Below are 17,791 nucleotides of genomic sequence, written 5' to 3' on the forward strand. Positions count from 1 at the left end.
ATTCTTTTTCTTCCGGGGTGATTTGATCGAAACCATCTTCTTCCGGCTTGCCTCTGCCAAAGAAAATCCAGTCTGTTGATTTTCCCTTTTTATCAGCATAAGAAATAATTTCTTCATAAGGAATGCTATTTTCCTTCTTCCTCAAAGAAAAAGCAGCCGGTTTAAAACCCAACAATGAAGCCAATGCAGTATTATTTTTTGCACCACTTGTCTTTTTAAGGCGAACCATTATTTTAGAAAATATAAATTTTTTTCTTGACATGTTAGCAACTCTAAAATAAAATGTTTTTAGCTATATAACTCACTAAAAGAATGGGGTGGTCACCATGGTTAAAAAATATCTTCCTCTTTTAAGAGACTTCGACCGGGAAATCAGTATTTTACCCAGGTCACCCCATCGTCTGGAAGCGAAGAAGGCCATCGGCACGCTTCTCGACTTCATTTTACTGCTTCAGCAATCTGAAAACTTGAAAGGGGCAACAACCGGGCAACACACGATAAAGCCCCCAACAAGGCAAAGGGGTCCCGTCAAAACTGATACCGTTGGCGCGGAGTATGTAAAGGCGGGGCCTCTTTCTTTTATTCAAAACGAATAATATAACATCACTCGATTTGATGCAAGGTTTTCGATTTTGGATAGAGAAAGAATAGTTGCTGGTTGCTGGTTGCCGGTTGCCGGTTGCCGGTTAAAACTCTAACCCCCCCGGCCCCCCTTGACAAGGGGGAAGTATCGTTGCAGGGTTTAAAATCCTGATAATCCCGTTAATCCTGTCAGAAAAAAGCAAAATTTTTACCACGGACAGGGCCGGAAAAGGGCCGGAAATTAAAATCAGATCAAAAGAAGTGTTATCCACGAAGGAACACGAAGAAAAGAAAATATTTGAAGTTTTAAAATCCTGTTAATCCTGTCTAAAAAAAATAGAATCCTTTCTTCGTGAAACTTCGTGTCCTTGGTGGCTAAATCTTTTAGCTTTTAAAATCCGGTTAATCCTCTCAATCCTGTCAAAAAAAGGGGCAACGATTAGAGGCTGCTTATAAACATTGAATGTTTACTTCAATAAATCCTCGATAATATTAGTCAAGACCTCCACAGCGGGAGGCTTCATAATATATGCGTCAAAACCTTCACCCAGGAGTTTGCCTTCTTCATCCTCTTTTGCGCTTGCCGTAAGCGCTACAACAGGTATTTTTTCTTGTCCCGGAATTTCTTTCACTTTATTCATCGCTTCTATGCCGTTCATTCCAGGCATGTTGAGATCCATAAGAATCAGATCGGGGCTTTCCTTTTGCGCCTTTTTTACGCCCTCATAGCCATCGTCGGCATCGATTACTTCATAACCGAGTGTTTTCAAAATATCACCGGTAATATTTCGAATCAGCATATTGTCGTCAACAATAAGAATCTTTTTCATGCTTATGCTCCTTCAATAATTTATTAGTTTGCATTAGAACTTATTTTTTTATTCCCTGCAGATAAAAGGCTTCTATAAAAGCGTACATTATTTTTTACCATTATCAATCAAAATCCGCCGATTATTTAAAATAAGCATGAAGGCAGAAATGAGGCTTGCAAGTTGCCGGCTGCTGGTTTTTACAATCCCCTTAATTATGCGACTAAAAAAAGACCTTCACTTTATCACGCCTTTCAAGGTCCAGTTCCTCTGCCGCATCACCTTGATTCATGGCAATTTCAAGACAGCCTGAACTACCCATAAGCAGCAGCGGTTCCCCTTCTTCCACATCACTGTATGTCCTTTTTATCCCTTTAATTTTTCTGTGGTCTATCACGACCCTGGCTTTTTCAAAATCCCTTCCGGCAAGGTCTTTTTGGCGGATGTTAGTCGTGGCGTTTCCAAAGGCGTCGATAAAGAGAATTTCTCCGACGATCTCATGATCGGACCTGAAGGGAGCAGGAATGCTGAGCCTTTGGGGATTATCAATGATGTTGCCCAGGGAACCGGGGGCTATTCCCAGGCCGGCATGGGCCGCAACGGGTGCAAAAATATCACGGCCGTGAAAGGTGGCGCTCACCTCTTTTCTAAAATAGTCTTTATTGGACAGTTCAATAATCTGCTTAATGGACTCATTTTTAAGGACCAGAGTAAAAAGCCCGTTATCGGGACCGATAAAGAGGTGCTTTTCCGTCTCAATCAAAATGCCGCGCCTCTCCGATCCGACGCCGGGATCGACGACAGCCACGTGAATGGTCCCCCTGGGGTAGAGATGATAAAAATTGGAAATAAGCAAGGCCCCTTCCAGCACATTTTGCGGCTCCACCATATGAGAAATATCAACGATATTCACCGGGGGATTAATGGAATAAATAACTCCCTTCATCTCTCCCACATAACTGTCCTGGAGACCGAAATCAGTCGTTAAGGTGATAATGGACGGCATGAAAAAATGCTCCTTACGTTGTAAACGGTATAATCAGGAATATAGCATATTGAAGAGGGCGAAACAAAGAGACTCTTGGGGGCTGCAAAGAAGCGTTGCAGCAAAATAAAAAGGGGAGCCAAAAGGCTCCCCCCTTAGTAGATATTTATTTAATTATCTGCAGGCTTTGTTATTAGCGCAGTCTGAATCGGCACAATCAACAGCGCCGTCACTGTCATTGTCGATTCCATCACTGCATGTGTTTCCATTGCCCTCGGAATGACCGCCACCGGTACAAAGAGGGTCTTTGCGGCAATCCCCCTTGTCGGAGCAATCCGCCTTGCCGTCACAGTCATTGTCAATGCCATCATCACAGACCTCAGGCACGCAGACAGGGCACGCCGGACTACCTGTACAGTTGCCGTCTGCACAGTCAATCTGTCCGTCACAGTCATTATCTGTCGCATCACTGCAAGCCTCGACAGCGCCGGGATGAATCCCGGAATCGGCATCGTTGCAATCTATAGGACCGCAATCAAGCCCTTCAACGGCGTAACCGTCACCATCGGCATCGGTACAGGGGATACACACAGGATCTGTTTCACAGACCGTATCCTGGCAATCAATTAAACCGTTGCAGTTATTGTCCTTCGTATCATCACACACTTCGGAAGCCTGGGGATTAATAAAGGGATCGGAATCATCGCAATCACCGGGGAAACACAGGCTCGAATATGGATTGAAACCATAGAACCCATCACCGTCGAGATCATAATCCGCGCAGTTTACCGGGCAGGGATCATCGAATTGGCCATTGCAATTTTCATCGATACCGTTACCGCAGATTTCGGCAGCGCCGGGATAGATGTTCGGGTCATTATCATTACAATCATAATCCGCGTTAAAACCGTCACCATCATTATCGGGGGGTGGACAAGTATCATCAAAGTTGCCGTTACAGTTTTCGTCAATGCCATTGCCGCAGATTTCCGTTGCATAGGGATAAATTAATGGATCATTATCATTGCAGTCACTAGGGTAGCACTGGCCCGTATACAGACTAAAACCGTAGAAACCGTCACCATCGGTATCATAAATTGAGCAATCTATGGCGCAGGAATCATCGGACATACCATTGCAGTTTTCATCAATGTTGTTACCGCAGATCTCGGCGGCGCCGGGATAGATATTCGGATCATTATCATTACAATCGCTCCATGTACAGTTTGTGCCACCGCTATATGTGGCGAAGCCCGCATCGTGACCGTCCCCATCATTATCAATACACCCCGGTTCGACAGCCATTGCCTGCCCGCTGAAAAGCAAAAGGGACAGAACCATTGTTAAAAACAACCTCATCTTGTGACTCATGATAAACCTCCTTTGTTTGATTTTTAATTTATTGACTCTTATATCACATTAAAAACCAAAATGCGACACATATTTCTCATTTAAATTCATTTTTTTTGCGGGAGGGGAAAGAAATATACCATTGACGAGTTCCCATTGGCGATTGAGAAAGCCCGACAGCTTGTTAAAATACTCCGGGATTTCAGGCCAGGACCGCTTATTCCTCTATTTTTTCAAAACCGCTTTTATCAATACCACAGATGGGACATAGCCATTCATCTTCATCGAGGTCTTCGAATGGCGTGCCGGGGGGGACATCAGCCTCGTCATCTCCTTTTGCCGGATCATAAATATAACCACATACTGTGCAGCGCCACTTTTCCATAAAAGAAACTCCTCAATCTGTATTTGCGCAAGCTTTCCAGCACAACCCCTTAAAAAACTCGGCTTACGTCAAATTTTTAACATCAAATATTTTATCAACTTCCTCTTTAGCAAGAATGCCTTTTTCTATAACCAATTCACGGATGGTAAGGCCTTTTTTCAGGGCCTCTTCCGATAATTCCGCTGCTTTGTAATAACCGATATGCCTGTTTAGAAAGGTGGCCAGGCCCACCGTCTTTTCCGCATAGTCCCTGCAACGGTCCTCATTGGCAATTATGCCGTCGATACAGCGCTTTGCCAGCAGGGTCATGCCGTTTTTGAGTATCTCCAGCGAGGCAAGTATATTGTGATTAATGACCGGCATCATGACGTTAAGCTCCATCTGCCCTGCCTGAACAGCCATGGCGACGGTATGATCGTTCCCGCAGACCTGGAAGGCCGCCATGTTGATGGCTTCAGCCATAACGGGATTGACCTTGCCCGGCATGATGGATGAACCGGGCTGCAGGGGAGGAAGGATAATTTCCGCAAAGCCCGTTCTTGGCCCCGAGCTTAGCAGGCGAAGATCATTGGCAATGCGTGTAATTTCAAGGGCGAGGTTCCTTAGCGATGAAGAGAGGAAGGCAAAGTCGGCCATACTCTGAGTCGCCTCAAAAAGATTGGCGCTTTTTTCTATCTTATGGCCGGACAGTTCCGACAGATAGGGGACCACCGCTTCCCGATAGCCTTCCGGCGTATTCACCCCTGTTCCGGCGGCCGTGGCGCCAAGACCGGTAAAGCGAAGGGCATGGAGAGCGAAAAGGATCTTTTCCCTGCATTTTTTCAAGGCCTCACTATAGCCGCTGAATTCCTGGCCCAGCCTGACGGGAACGGCATCCTGAAGGTGAGTTCTTCCCGATTTTATAAGAGGATAGAATTGACGGGCCTTAAGGTCAAAAGCCTTTATAAGCGTTGCCGACGATTCCAGAAACTCATCTCCCAGCATCAGGGCGGCAAGCCGCATGGCGGAAGGAAAAGCATCGTTTGTCGACTGGGACATATTAACGTGATCATTGGGATGGATGCGGGAATAATCCCCTTTTTTGCCGCCCAGTATTTCTATGGCCCTGTTGGCGACAACCTCGTTGGCATTCATATTGTGGGAAGTGCCGGCACCTGCCTGATAAACATCAACGACAAAATGACGATGCCATTTGCCATGAGTAACCTCTTTGGCCGCTTCTGCTATGGCGCTGCCTCTTTGGGCGTCAAGGGCGCCGCAGTCCATATTTGCCTCTGCGGCGGCGTATTTGACAATGGCAGTGGCTTTGATAAAAACAGGGTGGGCCTTTAAGCCGCTAATGGGAAAGTTTTCAACGGCCCTCGCCGTTTGCGCGCCATAATAGGCGTCCATTGGCACCCTGACTTCACCAAGGGTATCTTTTTCTACGCGGCAATCCATACACCCCCCCTGATTAATTTGCGTCATTCCAGCGGGACACTACCCGCTTATTCCAGGAGATGTAATAAGTATAGCAGAAAAGGGAATAATTATTTGGAAGTGAGTTTAGACTTAAGAAAGTCCTTGATTCGACTCTGAACCTGGTCAGGAATCTCCTTGCAGGAGATCTCACCGGTCAGTTCTTTTGTTTTCTTGTAGGTTTCAAAAAAAGCAAGGCATGATGAGCAGTCATCAATATGACGCTCAAATTCTTCCTTGAATTGAGGGTTCATTTCCCCCTCAAGGTAGTCGTTGATCAATTCTATCAGGTCTTCGCATCTCATAACGCTTCTCTATCCTTTGTAGTAACGGGCCAGCCTGTCTCTCAAAAAAAGCCTTGCCCTGTGCAGCCGCGACTTTACGGCAGGAATAGTCATGCCCGTCGCATCTGCAACCTCTTCCGTTGATAAACCCTGAATATCTCTCATCACCAAAACGGTTTTATATTTTTCCGAGAGCTTATCAATGTTCTCCATGATGAGTTGACGCATCTCTTTCCTGACAAGCTGGTTATCAGCTTTATCGGCCCAGTTGCTCACAGGGTACTCGTGCATACCGCTTTTTTCAAACTTGGGCATGTGTTCCTCAATCGGTATGTAGTCGTGCCTCTTGATTTTCCTGATCTTCATATAGGAAAAATTGATAGCAATCCTGTAAATCCAGCTTGAAAGCGCCGCTTCACCCCTGAAGGTATGGATTTTTTCAATGACCTGAAGCAAGGTATCCTGAACGACATCTTCAGCATCCTGCTCTTTTTTCAAAAGGCCCATAGCAAGATGATAGATCTTGTCGCTATAAGCGTCTACCAACTCATCCATGGCTGAAGCTTCTTTGGCCTTCAGTCGTTCTACAAAGTCGGTATCTTGTGATTGTGCCATCAGGCTACCTCAACTTACGATAATTAGGTGCTTAAAAAGATTCAAAAAAGGATAACAACAGAAAAAGAGCGCGTCAAGGAGATTTGAAGACCGAAATGCCTCTTCAGGGGATGGGAAAAGACAGGCCTGCAAAAGGAGAATAACTAGTCTTGCGCTGTCGGGTCCTTATGCGACGTATAGCGCAGGGCGATAAAATAAATGACGACAGAGATTAGCAGGATATACTTAATAATAACACCTCCGCTGCCGAGATACATGAGCGCCCCCGCACCGATAGCAACAACAAAGGAACCATAATCGATATAGGTCAGCGTCTGCGGAGAAACTTTCTGCAAAAACCTTCCGCCACGATCGAGCGCAATGATAAGTCCGATGATAAAAACTGCCGAGATAATGATTTCCGTTGACATCATGTGAGCGATTCTATAATAAATGAGATCTCTATGTCAAGCAAATGCAGCGTCCCCAACGTTGAAAGGATCAATTGAAAAAGAGGCGGAAAATTATCTTATGCGTTTATAGCTGATTCTCCCCTCCCGAACGGACAAAATGACAAAGGTAAAGTCCATGAAGCTTATCTTATTTATTGTCATGGGAAAGGTATAGGTCTTCACACCCTGCAGTGGTATCAACTCACCCTTATCCCCTTTTTTATCGTAACTTACCTGCTTAAAAATAATTTCCCTGTCATTTAATCTGATGACAGAAATATCGAAGGATTGTCCGGGTTTATTTTTCCCTCCCTCCCCTGCCAACCGGTAAGAAAAAAAGATTTCGCCAACCGCTGCATTCGACACGTCACCGGGCCCAATATATTTAATGTCACTTTTCTTTATTGTCTCCCTGTAAGCGCAAGCGCCGCTAAAAGAGGTGATGACTATAATAAGAACAGCGAAGAGCACGCTTTTTTGGGGGCCATTATTTATTTTCATTCACGGCACCGGACCTTCATATTTTTCAAATCTCCTGCTTTTTTTACCATTTTCACGTTTATAACACAAAAGAAATACGGCTTCACCTGTTATGTTGCCTTTTTCCGAAAAAAGTGCTGATGAAAGCCTTTACCAGAACCTTCTGGCGCCAAGATAACGTTTTTTGTAATAGGAATCTGAAAGGCTCGTTCTTTGTACCTTTTTGCCACTGCTCGGAGAATGGATAAAACCTCCCTTTCCATCGTATATGCCAACGTGGGAGGCCCCTTTTTTGTAGGTCTCGAAATAAAGCAGATCACCGGGTTTCAGGTTTTTACGGGAAATTTTCTTTCCCTGACCATACTGGTCCCAGGATTGTCTGGGAATGTTGATTCCATTCATCTTATGTGACCACCAGGCCAGACCGGAACAATCAAAACCTTTTTTTGGCGATCGTCCCCCGAAACAATATTTTTTTCCTATCTGCGATTTGGCCGTTTTCAATATTTTTTTACCCAGTTGAGGATGGGACCCTCCGACCCCCTTTGTCGCTCCTGTACAGGCGGAATAAAAGAAAAGCATAAGAATAAAAAAGCTGACAGGAAATAAAAAAAACCGGCGGGAAATATCAAATTTACCTTTCATCATCATCTCCTCCAATGAGGGGCTCTGCCCCCTTTGTGAGGGGACCATCAGATGACAGGCCTCCGGGGCGCCTCGATACTTTACTTTTTTCTGTAAACATAAACAGGATCTTTCTGTACACGATGATCAGCAGTAATAACGCTTTCAGGAAACCAGCCGGGCAGGGGGAAGTTGCAGCTTATCAGCAAGGCACCCTCTTTCATTTCCCTATCCACCTTGAGGGCAAGTTTCTCCATCACATCGGGAAAGAGATAGCAGAATATAATATCGCTATCACCAAGATAAACATTAAAGAAGTCTTTTCGACTTACTAAAACGCCGGCAGGCCCAAAAAGAAGCCTCACACGAGCCATAAAAAGAGCCAGAAAATTAATATCATACCCCCTGCCTGTAACACCGTATCGCCCTGCGGCAGCGGCGAGAAAACGACCGTCACCACAACCGAGATCAACTATTTTATCTCCCTTTTTCATCGGAATGGCATCAAGAACAGCATCTATTTTTGAACTGTGGGTAAAACAGAAAAGAGCGCCTCCCGTCCTGGGAAGTGCAATTACCATTGAAAAAACGTAGACCATCTTCACCAGGATAAGCAAGGCAATAGCGGCAATGGCCGGCCAGAGTATGTTCAGTTCCATCAATAGCTCTTCTCCTCTCTTTAGAATCTCCCGGCAGGGTATCCCTGTCAATGACGATCTTTAAGCAGGGGGAATATTATACCGCCCTTCATACCCCGCCGCTTGCTGCGGGACGGATGATGATGATATTTAAGTGTAACATATGCGCTTTACAATGCTTTCAAATAATTTTGCTTTCACCATCACGAAAGGGGCGCTTTGGAATCCTGCTGCAAAAGCGGCACCTTGCACCGGAAGCCATGCGTCAAGCGCCCTTTCCAGGTTATATTTTACGCTATGGCTCACTTATGATTTATGATAGATTTACCTCATGGAAGTAATTACGACCCATACCAATGGAGACTTTGATACCCTGGCCTCCATGATTGCAGCCAAAAAGCTCTACCCCGGCGCAATTACCGTCTTTCCTGCGGGCGTTGAAAAATCGGTCAGAGAATTTCTCCATAACTACCCCATCCCGGACTTTAAACAGGTAAAACCGAACAAGGTAAATATGAATGACGTGGACCGCCTTATCCTCGTTGATACAAGGCAAAAAGGAAGAATCGGCGCCTTTGCTTCCATTATAGGCAAAGAAGGTCTCGATATCCATATATACGATCATCACCCCTCATCTGACGACGACATTAGCGGCAGCCTTGAAATAACGGAAAAATACGGATCCACAACGACCATCATGGTACAGGTGCTGAGAAAAAAAGGATTTACCCTTAGCCCCGAAGAGGCAACCGTATTAATGCTTGGCATCTATGAAGATACGGGCTTCCTCTCCTTCATTTCCACAAGGCCGGAAGATTACCAGGCGGCGGCCTACCTCCTTTCTGCCGGAGCAGATCTTAGAATCGTATCGGATACGATCAGAAGAGAAATGTCCGCAGAAGAGGTCGCCCTTCTTAACGAACTCAATTCAACGGCCCTTACTCACAGGATTGCAGGCGCAGACATCGTCATTACCAGGGCGTCGGCAGAAAAATATGTGGGCGATGCAGCCGCCCTTGTTCACAAAATGATGGAAATGATGACTATTGATGTCCTTTTTGCGCTCATAAGGATGGACAGCAAAATTTATCTTATTGCCCGAAGCAGGGTAAGGGAAGTCAATGTGGGAGAGATTGCCTCCAAACTCGGCGGAGGCGGTCACCCTACGGCTGCTTCGGCAACAATCAAGAAGCTGACCCTCATAGAAGCAGAGGATAATCTTCTGAAAATCCTGAAAGATGAAGTCAGAGAAATCAGGTGTGCAGCCGATATCATGTCTTCACCCGTTAAAACGGTAGAAGTTAATGACTCACTGGAAGCAACAAAAGAAATTATGGCCAAGCTGAACCTCAATGTACTCCCTGTCATGGAAAAGGGAAAGCTCGCCGGTCTTGTATCGAGACAGGATATAGGAAAAGCGCTTTATCACGGACTTGCCGGCCACGAACTGAGTGAAATCATGACGAGCGACTTTTCCACAGTCAGTGCAAAGGCGCCCCTTTCAAAGGTGCAGGAACTTATCATCGATGGAAACCAGAGATTTCTCCCCGTCATCGATAATGAGAGCATTAATGGCTGCATTACCCGCACCGATATTCTGAGAATACTGCATGACGAATCAAAAAGGCTTTACCATAAGACAGACAGGGAAGTTCAAAGGCGAAACCTGAAAGGAATTCTTAAAGGGAGGCTCCCTCTCTGGATCCAGGAAATCCTCCAAAAAGCAGGCCAGGTCGCCGATGAGTCAGCCATTAACGCCTATCTTGTAGGCGGCTTTGTAAGAGACCTTCTCATGGGCAGGGAAAATCTCGACATTGATATTGTCGTTGAAGGCAACGGCATCGACTATGCCGAATCGCTGGCCGGAGCCCTTGGAGGCAGGGTAAAAAGCCACGCAAAATTCGGTACGGCAGTCGTTGTGCTTAAAGACGGCTTCAAGCTGGATATTGCCTCGGCAAGAATGGAATATTATCAAAGACCGGCAGCCCTGCCGACGGTAGAGGCGGCTTCCATAAAAATGGACCTTTACAGACGGGACTTTACCATAAACAGTATGGCTATCAGACTCAATAAAAGTAACGCCGGCGAACTGATTGACTACTTCGGAGGGCTTAGAGACTTAAAAGAAAAGGTTATCAGGGTACTTCACAGCCTTAGTTTTATCGAAGATCCAACGCGGGCATTCAGGGCTGTCAGGTTTGAAGTAAGGCTCGGCTTTCACCTGGGCAAGCAGACCCTCTCACTTATAAAAAGCGCTGCAAGACTCGATTTTTTCGACAAGGTATCATCTTCCCGCATCTTTAATGAACTCAAGATCATTATCAGGGAAAAAGAGCCCCTATGGGCGCTGAAAAGAATGGAGGCCCTCGACATTATGCGTTTCATCCATCCAAAAATAAAGATCGGCAGTGATACGGAGGAACTTTTCGGGGAAATCAAAAAAGTAACTGACTGGTACGATCTGCTTTTTAAGAAAAAGGGCTATGAACTATGGATTTTATACCTGTCGGCAATGTTGAAAAACCTGAACACCAATGAAGTTGCAGGCATGCTTAAAAATATTGGCATTGCCTCAAAGTTCGGCGACAAGATAATAGAAATCAAAAAGAAGTCTGCAAAAAATACTTCCTTATTATCCAAAAGAAAGATTGATGATCTGACGCTCTTTCATACACTTATGCACCAGCAAGTAGAGACACTGCTTTTTATGATGGCCCATAGCAAGGATGTAAAAATAAGGGAAAGAATATCACTATTTATAAGGGATTTACAAGAAACCTCCATCGAAACTACAGGTCAGGAAATAATGAAGCTGGGATTAAAACCGGGCCCTTTATTTAAAGAGATTAAAGAGACACTGGTCGATGAAAAACTAAAAGGGAATATTAAAAGCAGAAGTGATGAGATAAACTACATAAAAAAAACCTGGTTACAGGAAAGCAGGAAAGCATACCCTACCTGACAGGCCTGGCTTCGAGATATTTCTTGTTCAGATACTGGTATATCTGAAAAGAAACATTCAGCTGATCAATAACATGAATCTCATCATTGTCATCAATATCAATATCCATAGGCAGGTTAAATCCCCCCGGCATTCCGGCCGTCGATGGCGCTCCAAGCAAAAGGAGAAGATCTCCCTCCATCGAAAATATTTTAAAATGACTTGCCAGTGCATCAGTCACGTAGATATGATCTTCACTATCGACAGCAATGCCTTTTATCATCTGAAAACCACTTATGCCCTTACCCCGTTCACCAAAAGCCCTGACAAACCTGCCCTCCTTGTCAAATATCTGTATCCTGGCATTAAGCGAATCGGCAACGACTACCTGCCCGGCGGAACCGACATCAACATCTGTGGGAAAATTAAAAGTGCCTTCCACATTCCCCCGTTTCCCTATGGTGTAGAGGAAATCACCATTGAGGGTAAAGACTTTAACGTCATGCGCCAGGGTGTCAACGCAGTAAAGGAGTCCCAGTTCTTTGTTGATGCCGACGCCCGCAGGTCCGACAAGCTCATTCTCACCAAAACTTCTTAACGCCTTTCCGTCACCATCAAAAACCATGACGGCATGATACTTTCTCGATGAAATATAGAGCAGGCCTTCTTTATCAACAGCAATACCATAGGGATGCTCAACTTCTTCGATGACCTTAACTTCACGGTCTGCCATATCGAAAATAATAAGGGCCATCAAAGGAGCGTCCGTAATATAAACTTTTCCTTCCCCGTTAGATGCAATGCCCCAGGGCTTTGAAAAAACTCTCACCCCTTTATCTTCACCAAAAAGCCGGGCAAACAAAACCTCCCCCCGGGTCAGTTTTGGAAAGTCTGCGCTCGTCCCGTATGTGCCTATATATTCAATTCTCGGAGTATCAGGCAGGGGCGGCCAAAAATAACGCCGCTTTTCAGGCATGGAAAGACATGCAGAAAAGAAAATAATGAAGAGAGTTAAAAAGAAATATCTAATCATACTGTTTATATTTTTCTCATGGATTTAAGTCAAGCAGCGTCTCATGCACAAAAAGGCCGTCCTTTTGTATTAACTGATCATCAAAATAGATCGCTCCATCTCCCTTAAGAATTCTGATCAGGTCCCAGTGAACGGCGCTTTTATTTCCATTATCACAGGCCTCGTAACACTGCCCCGGTGTGAAGTGAATAGAACCGAAGATCTTTTCATCAAAAAGAATATTTCGCATGGGCTTATTAATGTTAGGATTAACGCCAATGGCAAATTCACCGATATATCTTGCCCCTTCATCAGTATCAAGCACACGGTTTAGCTCAACATCCATTCCCGGAGAAGCAGCCCTTACAATTTTCCCCTTTTCAAATTCAAAACGGACCTGATTAAACTCTTTTCCCTGATAAATAGACGGACAGTTATAGCTTATGCAACCTTCCGCAGATTCACGCAGGGGAGCAGTATAGACCTCACCATCAGGCATATTACGATGACCGTCACACTTTTGCGCTGCCATGCCTTCAATGGAAAAGGTCAGGTCCGTATCGGAAGCAACGATCCTTACCATGCAGGTCTCATCCATCAACTTCTTGAGTTTGTCCTGCTTTTTGGAAATTTCACTCCAGTCAATATTACAGGCCCCAAAAAGAAAATCTTCGTATTCTTCAAGGCTCATTTTTGCATCCTGAGCTGCGCCATGTGTCGGGTAACGACAAACAACCCATCTTGAATTTTTTACTCTTTCATCGAGAACAGGCCGCATAAGCCTGTCATAGGCTGCAATATTTTCCTGGTTAGCCATGGCCATTTCCATACTGTTTTCAGCGGCGGAAATCCCGATATAAACATCGACCTTTTTCAGAAAGTCCATTTTATGCTGCGGAAAGTAGGCAAGCTGATCATTATGGGCATGGTTATAAAAAGTGCGGGAGATCTCCGGTAAAACAAGATTATAGTCAACATATTTTGCGCCAACTTGCAGACATTTGATATAAACTTCCTTGAGCAGGGGCAAGGCCCCTGTTCCATTGGCAACAATCTGGACAATGTCCCCTTTTTTTACATTAACTGAATAATTAACGAGAGTATCTGCATACTTTTCAATCCTGATGTCTTTCAATTACGCCTCCCGGTACTCTTATTTTACCGTCTTTTAAACGCTTTTTCAGAAGTTTCTCATTGTACAACAGTACTTTAAATATAATCAAGTTGCAGTTACCCGTGACATTTTCAGGGATTCTGCCCCCTGAAGGATATTTTTTACCTCTCCTGAATAATAAAGAACGTTTTTTTATGCTAAGCTATCTCTTATTAAATCAGGTGGCAATGACGGGTCATCTATTTTCAGGATAAAATTGCACTTCATTACAAGAAGCGGAGCTATTGGTTCTTTTTGCAATATAAAGGAGTAAGAATACGGGCTATCTGCTTTTTTTTTTGGCTTATCTGAATAATCGTGGCCCCCGTAAAAAATCAAGAGCAATCTATCCTTGACAGATGGAAAATAATAAGATATTTTTCTACTTTTAAGGAACCATCCTTAAAATAACAATCTATCGTTTTATTTAATACTTTTTAGCAGATTATTTATTAACGAAAGGAGGCATTTAATTTAATTTAATTTAATTTAATCTAATTTAATTTATTTTATTAATCAAAAGGAGGAAAAAATAAAATGTTATTGAGAAAACAGTTTAGTCTATTATCGGCGCTACTTGCAATTCTTCTGATTGCAGCAGGGTGCCAGGGGCAGAAGGCTCCTGAAACAGCAACAAAGAAAGAGGAAAAAGCTCCCGCTGCAGGAGCGACAGCAACACTGTCAAAGGAAGATTTTGAAAAAGCGAAGGATCTTTATTTCGACAGATGTTCAGGTTGCCACGGCGCTCTCAGGCAGGGTGCAACGGGTCCAAACATCACCCCTGAAAAAACGCTCAAAAAAGATGTCGCAAAACTTGAAGATATTCTTTTCAACGGCACCGACGGCGGCATGCCCGGTTGGGGTAAAGACGGCTTCATGACCAAGGAAGAAACAACACTCATGGCCAAATACATCCAGCTTGATCCGCCACAGCCACCTGAGTGGGATATGAAGAAGATCAAAGCTTCCTGGAAGGTTCATATTCCTGTTGAGCAGAGGCCTAAATCACCACAAATCAATGGCTGGAAAAACTTCTTTGGCGTTATCCAGAGGGATGCCGGTAAGGTTTCTATTATCGATGGTGATAAAAAGAAGATCCTCGCTACTCTTCCTTCCGGTTTTGCAGTACATATCCTGAGAACTTCCGCTTCAGGCCGTTATATGTACTCTATCGGCCGTGACGGTAAAGCGACTATGATCGACCTATGGTCTAATCCGCCTACGCTTGTAGCTGAAATCAAGACGGGTATCGACGCAAGATCTATAGATACTTCCAAGTATAAGGGTCCCAAGGGCGATTTCAATGACAAATATGCCGTTGTCGGTAACTACTGGCCGCCTCACTATGTCATCATGAAAGGTGATACGCTGGAGCCGATTAAAGTCGTTCGTACCAGCAGCTATACTTATGACACTAATGAATACAAAAAGGAAACCCGTGTTGCTTCCATCGTTGCTTCTCACCACGAGCCTGAGTGGGTACTTAACCTGAAAGAGGCCGGTATCGTTGTGCTCGTAGACTACAGCAAGGTTAATGTTGGAACGGTAACTGAAACCAAGATCAACTCTGAAAGGTTCCTTCATGACGGTGGATGGGATTCTACCAAGAGATACTTCCTCGTTGCAGCTAATATGAGGGATACCATCTCTGTTATCGATACGGTTGAAAGAAAGCTTGTAAAGAACGTAGAAGTGGGCACCAAGCCACACCCCGGCCGCGGCGCTAACTGGGTCGATCCCGAGTTCGGTCCCGTATGGGCAACGGTTCACCTTGGCGAAGGGCTTGTTTCCATGATCGGTACGGATCCGAAAGGTCACCCCAAGCAGGCCTGGGAAGTTGTTAGAGAGTGGAAGCTTGACGGTAACTCTCTCTTTATCAAAACTCATCCCAAGAGTAACAATGTTTACTGTGACAACACGATCAACAAGAACAAGTCTAACGTGATCACTGTATTCGACAAGAACAATCCAACGGCTGATCCAAAAGAGCTGACCTTCGAAAAGAAGGTTGTTCACCTCGAGTACAACCAGGCAGGTGATGAGATGTGGATATCTCTCTGGGATAAAGACGGCGCACTCATCGTCATCGATGACAAAACGCTTGAAGAAAAAACCAGAATTACCGGTCTTGTAGCGCCGACAGGCAAGTTCAACGTTTACAACACCATGCTGGATATCTACTAGGATTATCCACATAAGAAAATGAAAAAGGGTTGGATGGGAAACCATCCAACCCTTTTTTTATGAAGTGCTAATAATTGCGGCTAAATATGTAGAAAAATCACCCCCCCTGAAACAAGCAGCGAGGAATTTTCTTCATCGTAGCCGACTTAACATCGAATTCAGGCAGCCCTGAGCTTTTGCTATTCACGGGAGTTTTCACACTAAATACGACAATAAAAGCGGCAATTGGATCAGGGTTTCCGGCACAATCTCTTGATTCCAGAACGCTTTCAATAAAAACCCTCTTAACCTGTGGATGAAACTAAAATTTTTTTAAAGCGCTGTTAAAGCAATAGCTTACCCTATAAATTCATGCCCAACTGCCATTTTCTGGATTAAGAGCGTTAAGTAAAGAATCCACGCCCAGAGGACGGGGATTTCAACGATTAATTAAACTCGGAAACGCTTAGTCTGTAGGCACTTACTGAATTCCCTCCACGACCTTTTGCTCCCTGAGCTGTAACCCAAACCTGATCTCCCTCCGGCGAAACATCGAGGCCGACGGGATAGGAATCTGTCGGCACTTTCATCACCAATTCCATGGTATCTGTTCTGATCACTGCGATGCGGCTTTCATATTTAATTGCCGCAAAAATGAGACTTCCATCAGGGGAAACCTGAATTGTTCTTGTTCCCACACCTGTCCTGACTTCATGAAGCGCTTTAATACTTCTCCTCCCCTTAATGACAGCCTCAACAATGTCATTCAAACGAAAAGATGAAACATATCCACTGATATTTGAACTCAGATAAAGCGTTTCGCCATGAGGGGATAAAACCATATGACGGGGTGTCGGTTTCATTCCAAAAACGGTTCCCATATATTGCAGTTTTTCCATATCAATAACTGCGATTCCGCCACCCTTCATACGACCAACAAGAAGGTACTTACTGTCAGGCGTAAAAACACCACCCCTTAAACAATAGCCGCAGGCAGAGTCCCTATTGAGGTGTTTATCTCCCTTTACAACATATTTTTTTTCGATCTCGATGAGTTTTTCGTAGTGGTAATCGGCAGGACTTTCAGTTGACACATTAACGATACCCACACTATTTTCCCCCCAATTGATTATTGCAACTCTTTTACCATCGGGAGAAGCAGCAATACTTTTTGGTATAGCCCCGGCAGGCATAACGCGTACAATGGAATCAGTTAAACTATCTATAACAGCCACGGCAGATGGCAGGGAAGCATTAGCATCATAACTTCTCCTATAATAAGTGACCCAAATGTACCTGCCCTTATGAGTTTCCGCAAATTCAACAGGTTTACCCCAAAAAACATTACTTATATTCCCATTGTTGCCATGGAAAGAAACAGGTTTATCCTCCCGAATAGCTTCAAAGAGTGACGCATCCTCCTTTTTAAAGCGATGCTTAATTGCACTCAGCTTTTCCAGCTTATTGTAGTCATAAGCTATTGTCGCCAGCCCTTCCAATGCATTGACATAAACCTTATTGCCGGAACTTTGAAAATGGACTGACTTTGGGGAAAAAACATGCTTATCATAATGATCGGAATTATGCGCAGGACGGCTGTTATAATGTTGAAAACGCCCAATAAGCTCAACAGATAGTTTTCTCTTCTTCCCCGACTCTTTATCTATAATAACTCTCTCCGTCTTATCTCCAATAAGGGTTCGTGTCAACTGGGGAGCCTTTTTCCCTTTACCCTGGCCCTTCGAATTTACAGAGTCTGCGGCAAAAAGAAAACAAGGGAGTATCAAACTTAAGCAAACCAGGATGAATGGAGACCCGATTTTACGTTTACTTACTATCAAGACAAAACCTCCTTAAAAATTACGAACATAAAAAAAGGGA

The 17,791-nt window shown here is 44.4% G+C and carries 18 protein-coding genes; 3 read left to right on the forward strand and 15 right to left on the reverse strand.

What is annotated here, in order from left to right:
- On the reverse strand, positions 1 to 262 hold a 262-nt coding region (locus OEV42_00680; protein MDH3972765.1), incomplete at its 3' end, for a helix-turn-helix domain containing protein.
- 64 nt (positions 263 to 326) lie between these two features.
- Here OEV42_00680 and OEV42_00685 point away from each other — a divergent pair.
- Positions 327 to 596: a hypothetical protein gene (locus OEV42_00685; GenBank protein MDH3972766.1), complete on the forward strand. Its 270-nt coding sequence runs from the start codon at positions 327 to 329 to the stop codon at positions 594 to 596.
- A gap of 453 nt (positions 597 to 1,049) precedes the next feature.
- Here OEV42_00685 and OEV42_00690 read toward each other — a convergent pair whose 3' ends face one another.
- The 11 genes from OEV42_00690 to OEV42_00740 all read right to left on the reverse strand — a co-directional run bounded on the left by OEV42_00690 (position 1,050) and on the right by OEV42_00740 (position 8,662).
- Positions 1,050 to 1,412: a response regulator gene (locus tag OEV42_00690; GenBank protein ID MDH3972767.1), complete on the reverse strand. Its 363-nt coding sequence runs from the start codon at positions 1,410 to 1,412 to the stop codon at positions 1,050 to 1,052.
- Between the two features lie 202 nt (positions 1,413 to 1,614).
- Positions 1,615 to 2,397 (reverse strand): SAM-dependent chlorinase/fluorinase, encoded by a 783-nt coding sequence (locus OEV42_00695; protein ID MDH3972768.1) that lies wholly within the window; start codon positions 2,395 to 2,397, stop codon positions 1,615 to 1,617.
- 153 nt (positions 2,398 to 2,550) lie between these two features.
- Entirely contained in the window at positions 2,551 to 3,747 is a 1,197-nt protein-coding gene (locus OEV42_00700; GenBank protein MDH3972769.1) for a MopE-related protein, read from the reverse strand.
- Between the two features lie 196 nt (positions 3,748 to 3,943).
- Positions 3,944 to 4,111, reverse strand: a complete 168-nt coding sequence (locus OEV42_00705) for a rubredoxin (protein ID MDH3972770.1) — start codon at positions 4,109 to 4,111, stop codon at positions 3,944 to 3,946.
- 63 nt (positions 4,112 to 4,174) lie between these two features.
- Positions 4,175 to 5,551 (reverse strand): aspartate ammonia-lyase, encoded by a 1,377-nt coding sequence (locus OEV42_00710; GenBank protein ID MDH3972771.1) that lies wholly within the window; start codon positions 5,549 to 5,551, stop codon positions 4,175 to 4,177.
- 89 nt (positions 5,552 to 5,640) lie between these two features.
- A complete protein-coding gene (locus tag OEV42_00715; protein MDH3972772.1) occupies positions 5,641 to 5,874 on the reverse strand; it encodes a zf-HC2 domain-containing protein in 234 nt (77 codons plus the stop codon).
- 9 nt (positions 5,875 to 5,883) lie between these two features.
- Entirely contained in the window at positions 5,884 to 6,468 is a 585-nt protein-coding gene (locus tag OEV42_00720) for a sigma-70 family RNA polymerase sigma factor (protein MDH3972773.1), read from the reverse strand.
- Between the two features lie 143 nt (positions 6,469 to 6,611).
- Positions 6,612 to 6,881: a hypothetical protein gene (locus tag OEV42_00725; GenBank protein MDH3972774.1), complete on the reverse strand. Its 270-nt coding sequence runs from the start codon at positions 6,879 to 6,881 to the stop codon at positions 6,612 to 6,614.
- Between the two features lie 90 nt (positions 6,882 to 6,971).
- On the reverse strand, positions 6,972 to 7,400 hold the full coding sequence (locus OEV42_00730; protein ID MDH3972775.1) for a hypothetical protein: 429 nt from the start codon (positions 7,398 to 7,400) through the stop codon (positions 6,972 to 6,974).
- A gap of 129 nt (positions 7,401 to 7,529) precedes the next feature.
- Positions 7,530 to 8,024, reverse strand: coding sequence for a C40 family peptidase (locus OEV42_00735; GenBank protein MDH3972776.1), 495 nt, complete (start codon positions 8,022 to 8,024; stop codon positions 7,530 to 7,532).
- 80 nt (positions 8,025 to 8,104) lie between these two features.
- Positions 8,105 to 8,662: a class I SAM-dependent methyltransferase gene (locus OEV42_00740; GenBank protein ID MDH3972777.1), complete on the reverse strand. Its 558-nt coding sequence runs from the start codon at positions 8,660 to 8,662 to the stop codon at positions 8,105 to 8,107.
- A gap of 310 nt (positions 8,663 to 8,972) precedes the next feature.
- Here OEV42_00740 and OEV42_00745 point away from each other — a divergent pair, with 310 nt between their 5' ends.
- Positions 8,973 to 11,603, forward strand: coding sequence for a CBS domain-containing protein (locus OEV42_00745; GenBank protein ID MDH3972778.1), 2,631 nt, complete (start codon positions 8,973 to 8,975; stop codon positions 11,601 to 11,603).
- Here the strand turns inward: OEV42_00745 and OEV42_00750 are convergent.
- Positions 11,596 to 12,615, reverse strand: coding sequence for a 6-bladed beta-propeller (locus OEV42_00750; protein MDH3972779.1), 1,020 nt, complete (start codon positions 12,613 to 12,615; stop codon positions 11,596 to 11,598). The genes OEV42_00745 and OEV42_00750 overlap by 8 nt on opposite strands.
- Positions 12,616 to 12,631: 16 nt before the next feature.
- The gene (locus tag OEV42_00755; protein MDH3972780.1) at positions 12,632 to 13,729 is read right to left on the reverse strand and encodes an aminopeptidase; all 1,098 of its coding nucleotides are present in this window, start codon (positions 13,727 to 13,729) and stop codon (positions 12,632 to 12,634) included.
- A gap of 555 nt (positions 13,730 to 14,284) precedes the next feature.
- Here OEV42_00755 and OEV42_00760 point away from each other — a divergent pair.
- A complete protein-coding gene (locus OEV42_00760) occupies positions 14,285 to 15,931 on the forward strand; it encodes a nitrite reductase (GenBank protein ID MDH3972781.1) in 1,647 nt (548 codons plus the stop codon).
- 425 nt (positions 15,932 to 16,356) lie between these two features.
- Here the strand turns inward: OEV42_00760 and OEV42_00765 are convergent, their stop codons facing one another.
- Positions 16,357 to 17,751: a beta-propeller fold lactonase family protein gene (locus OEV42_00765; GenBank protein ID MDH3972782.1), complete on the reverse strand. Its 1,395-nt coding sequence runs from the start codon at positions 17,749 to 17,751 to the stop codon at positions 16,357 to 16,359.
- Positions 17,752 to 17,791 lie beyond the last annotated feature (40 nt).

This window comes from Deltaproteobacteria bacterium (assembly GCA_029860075.1).
GTDB lineage: Bacteria > Desulfobacterota > JADFVX01 > JADFVX01 > JADFVX01 > JAOUBX01.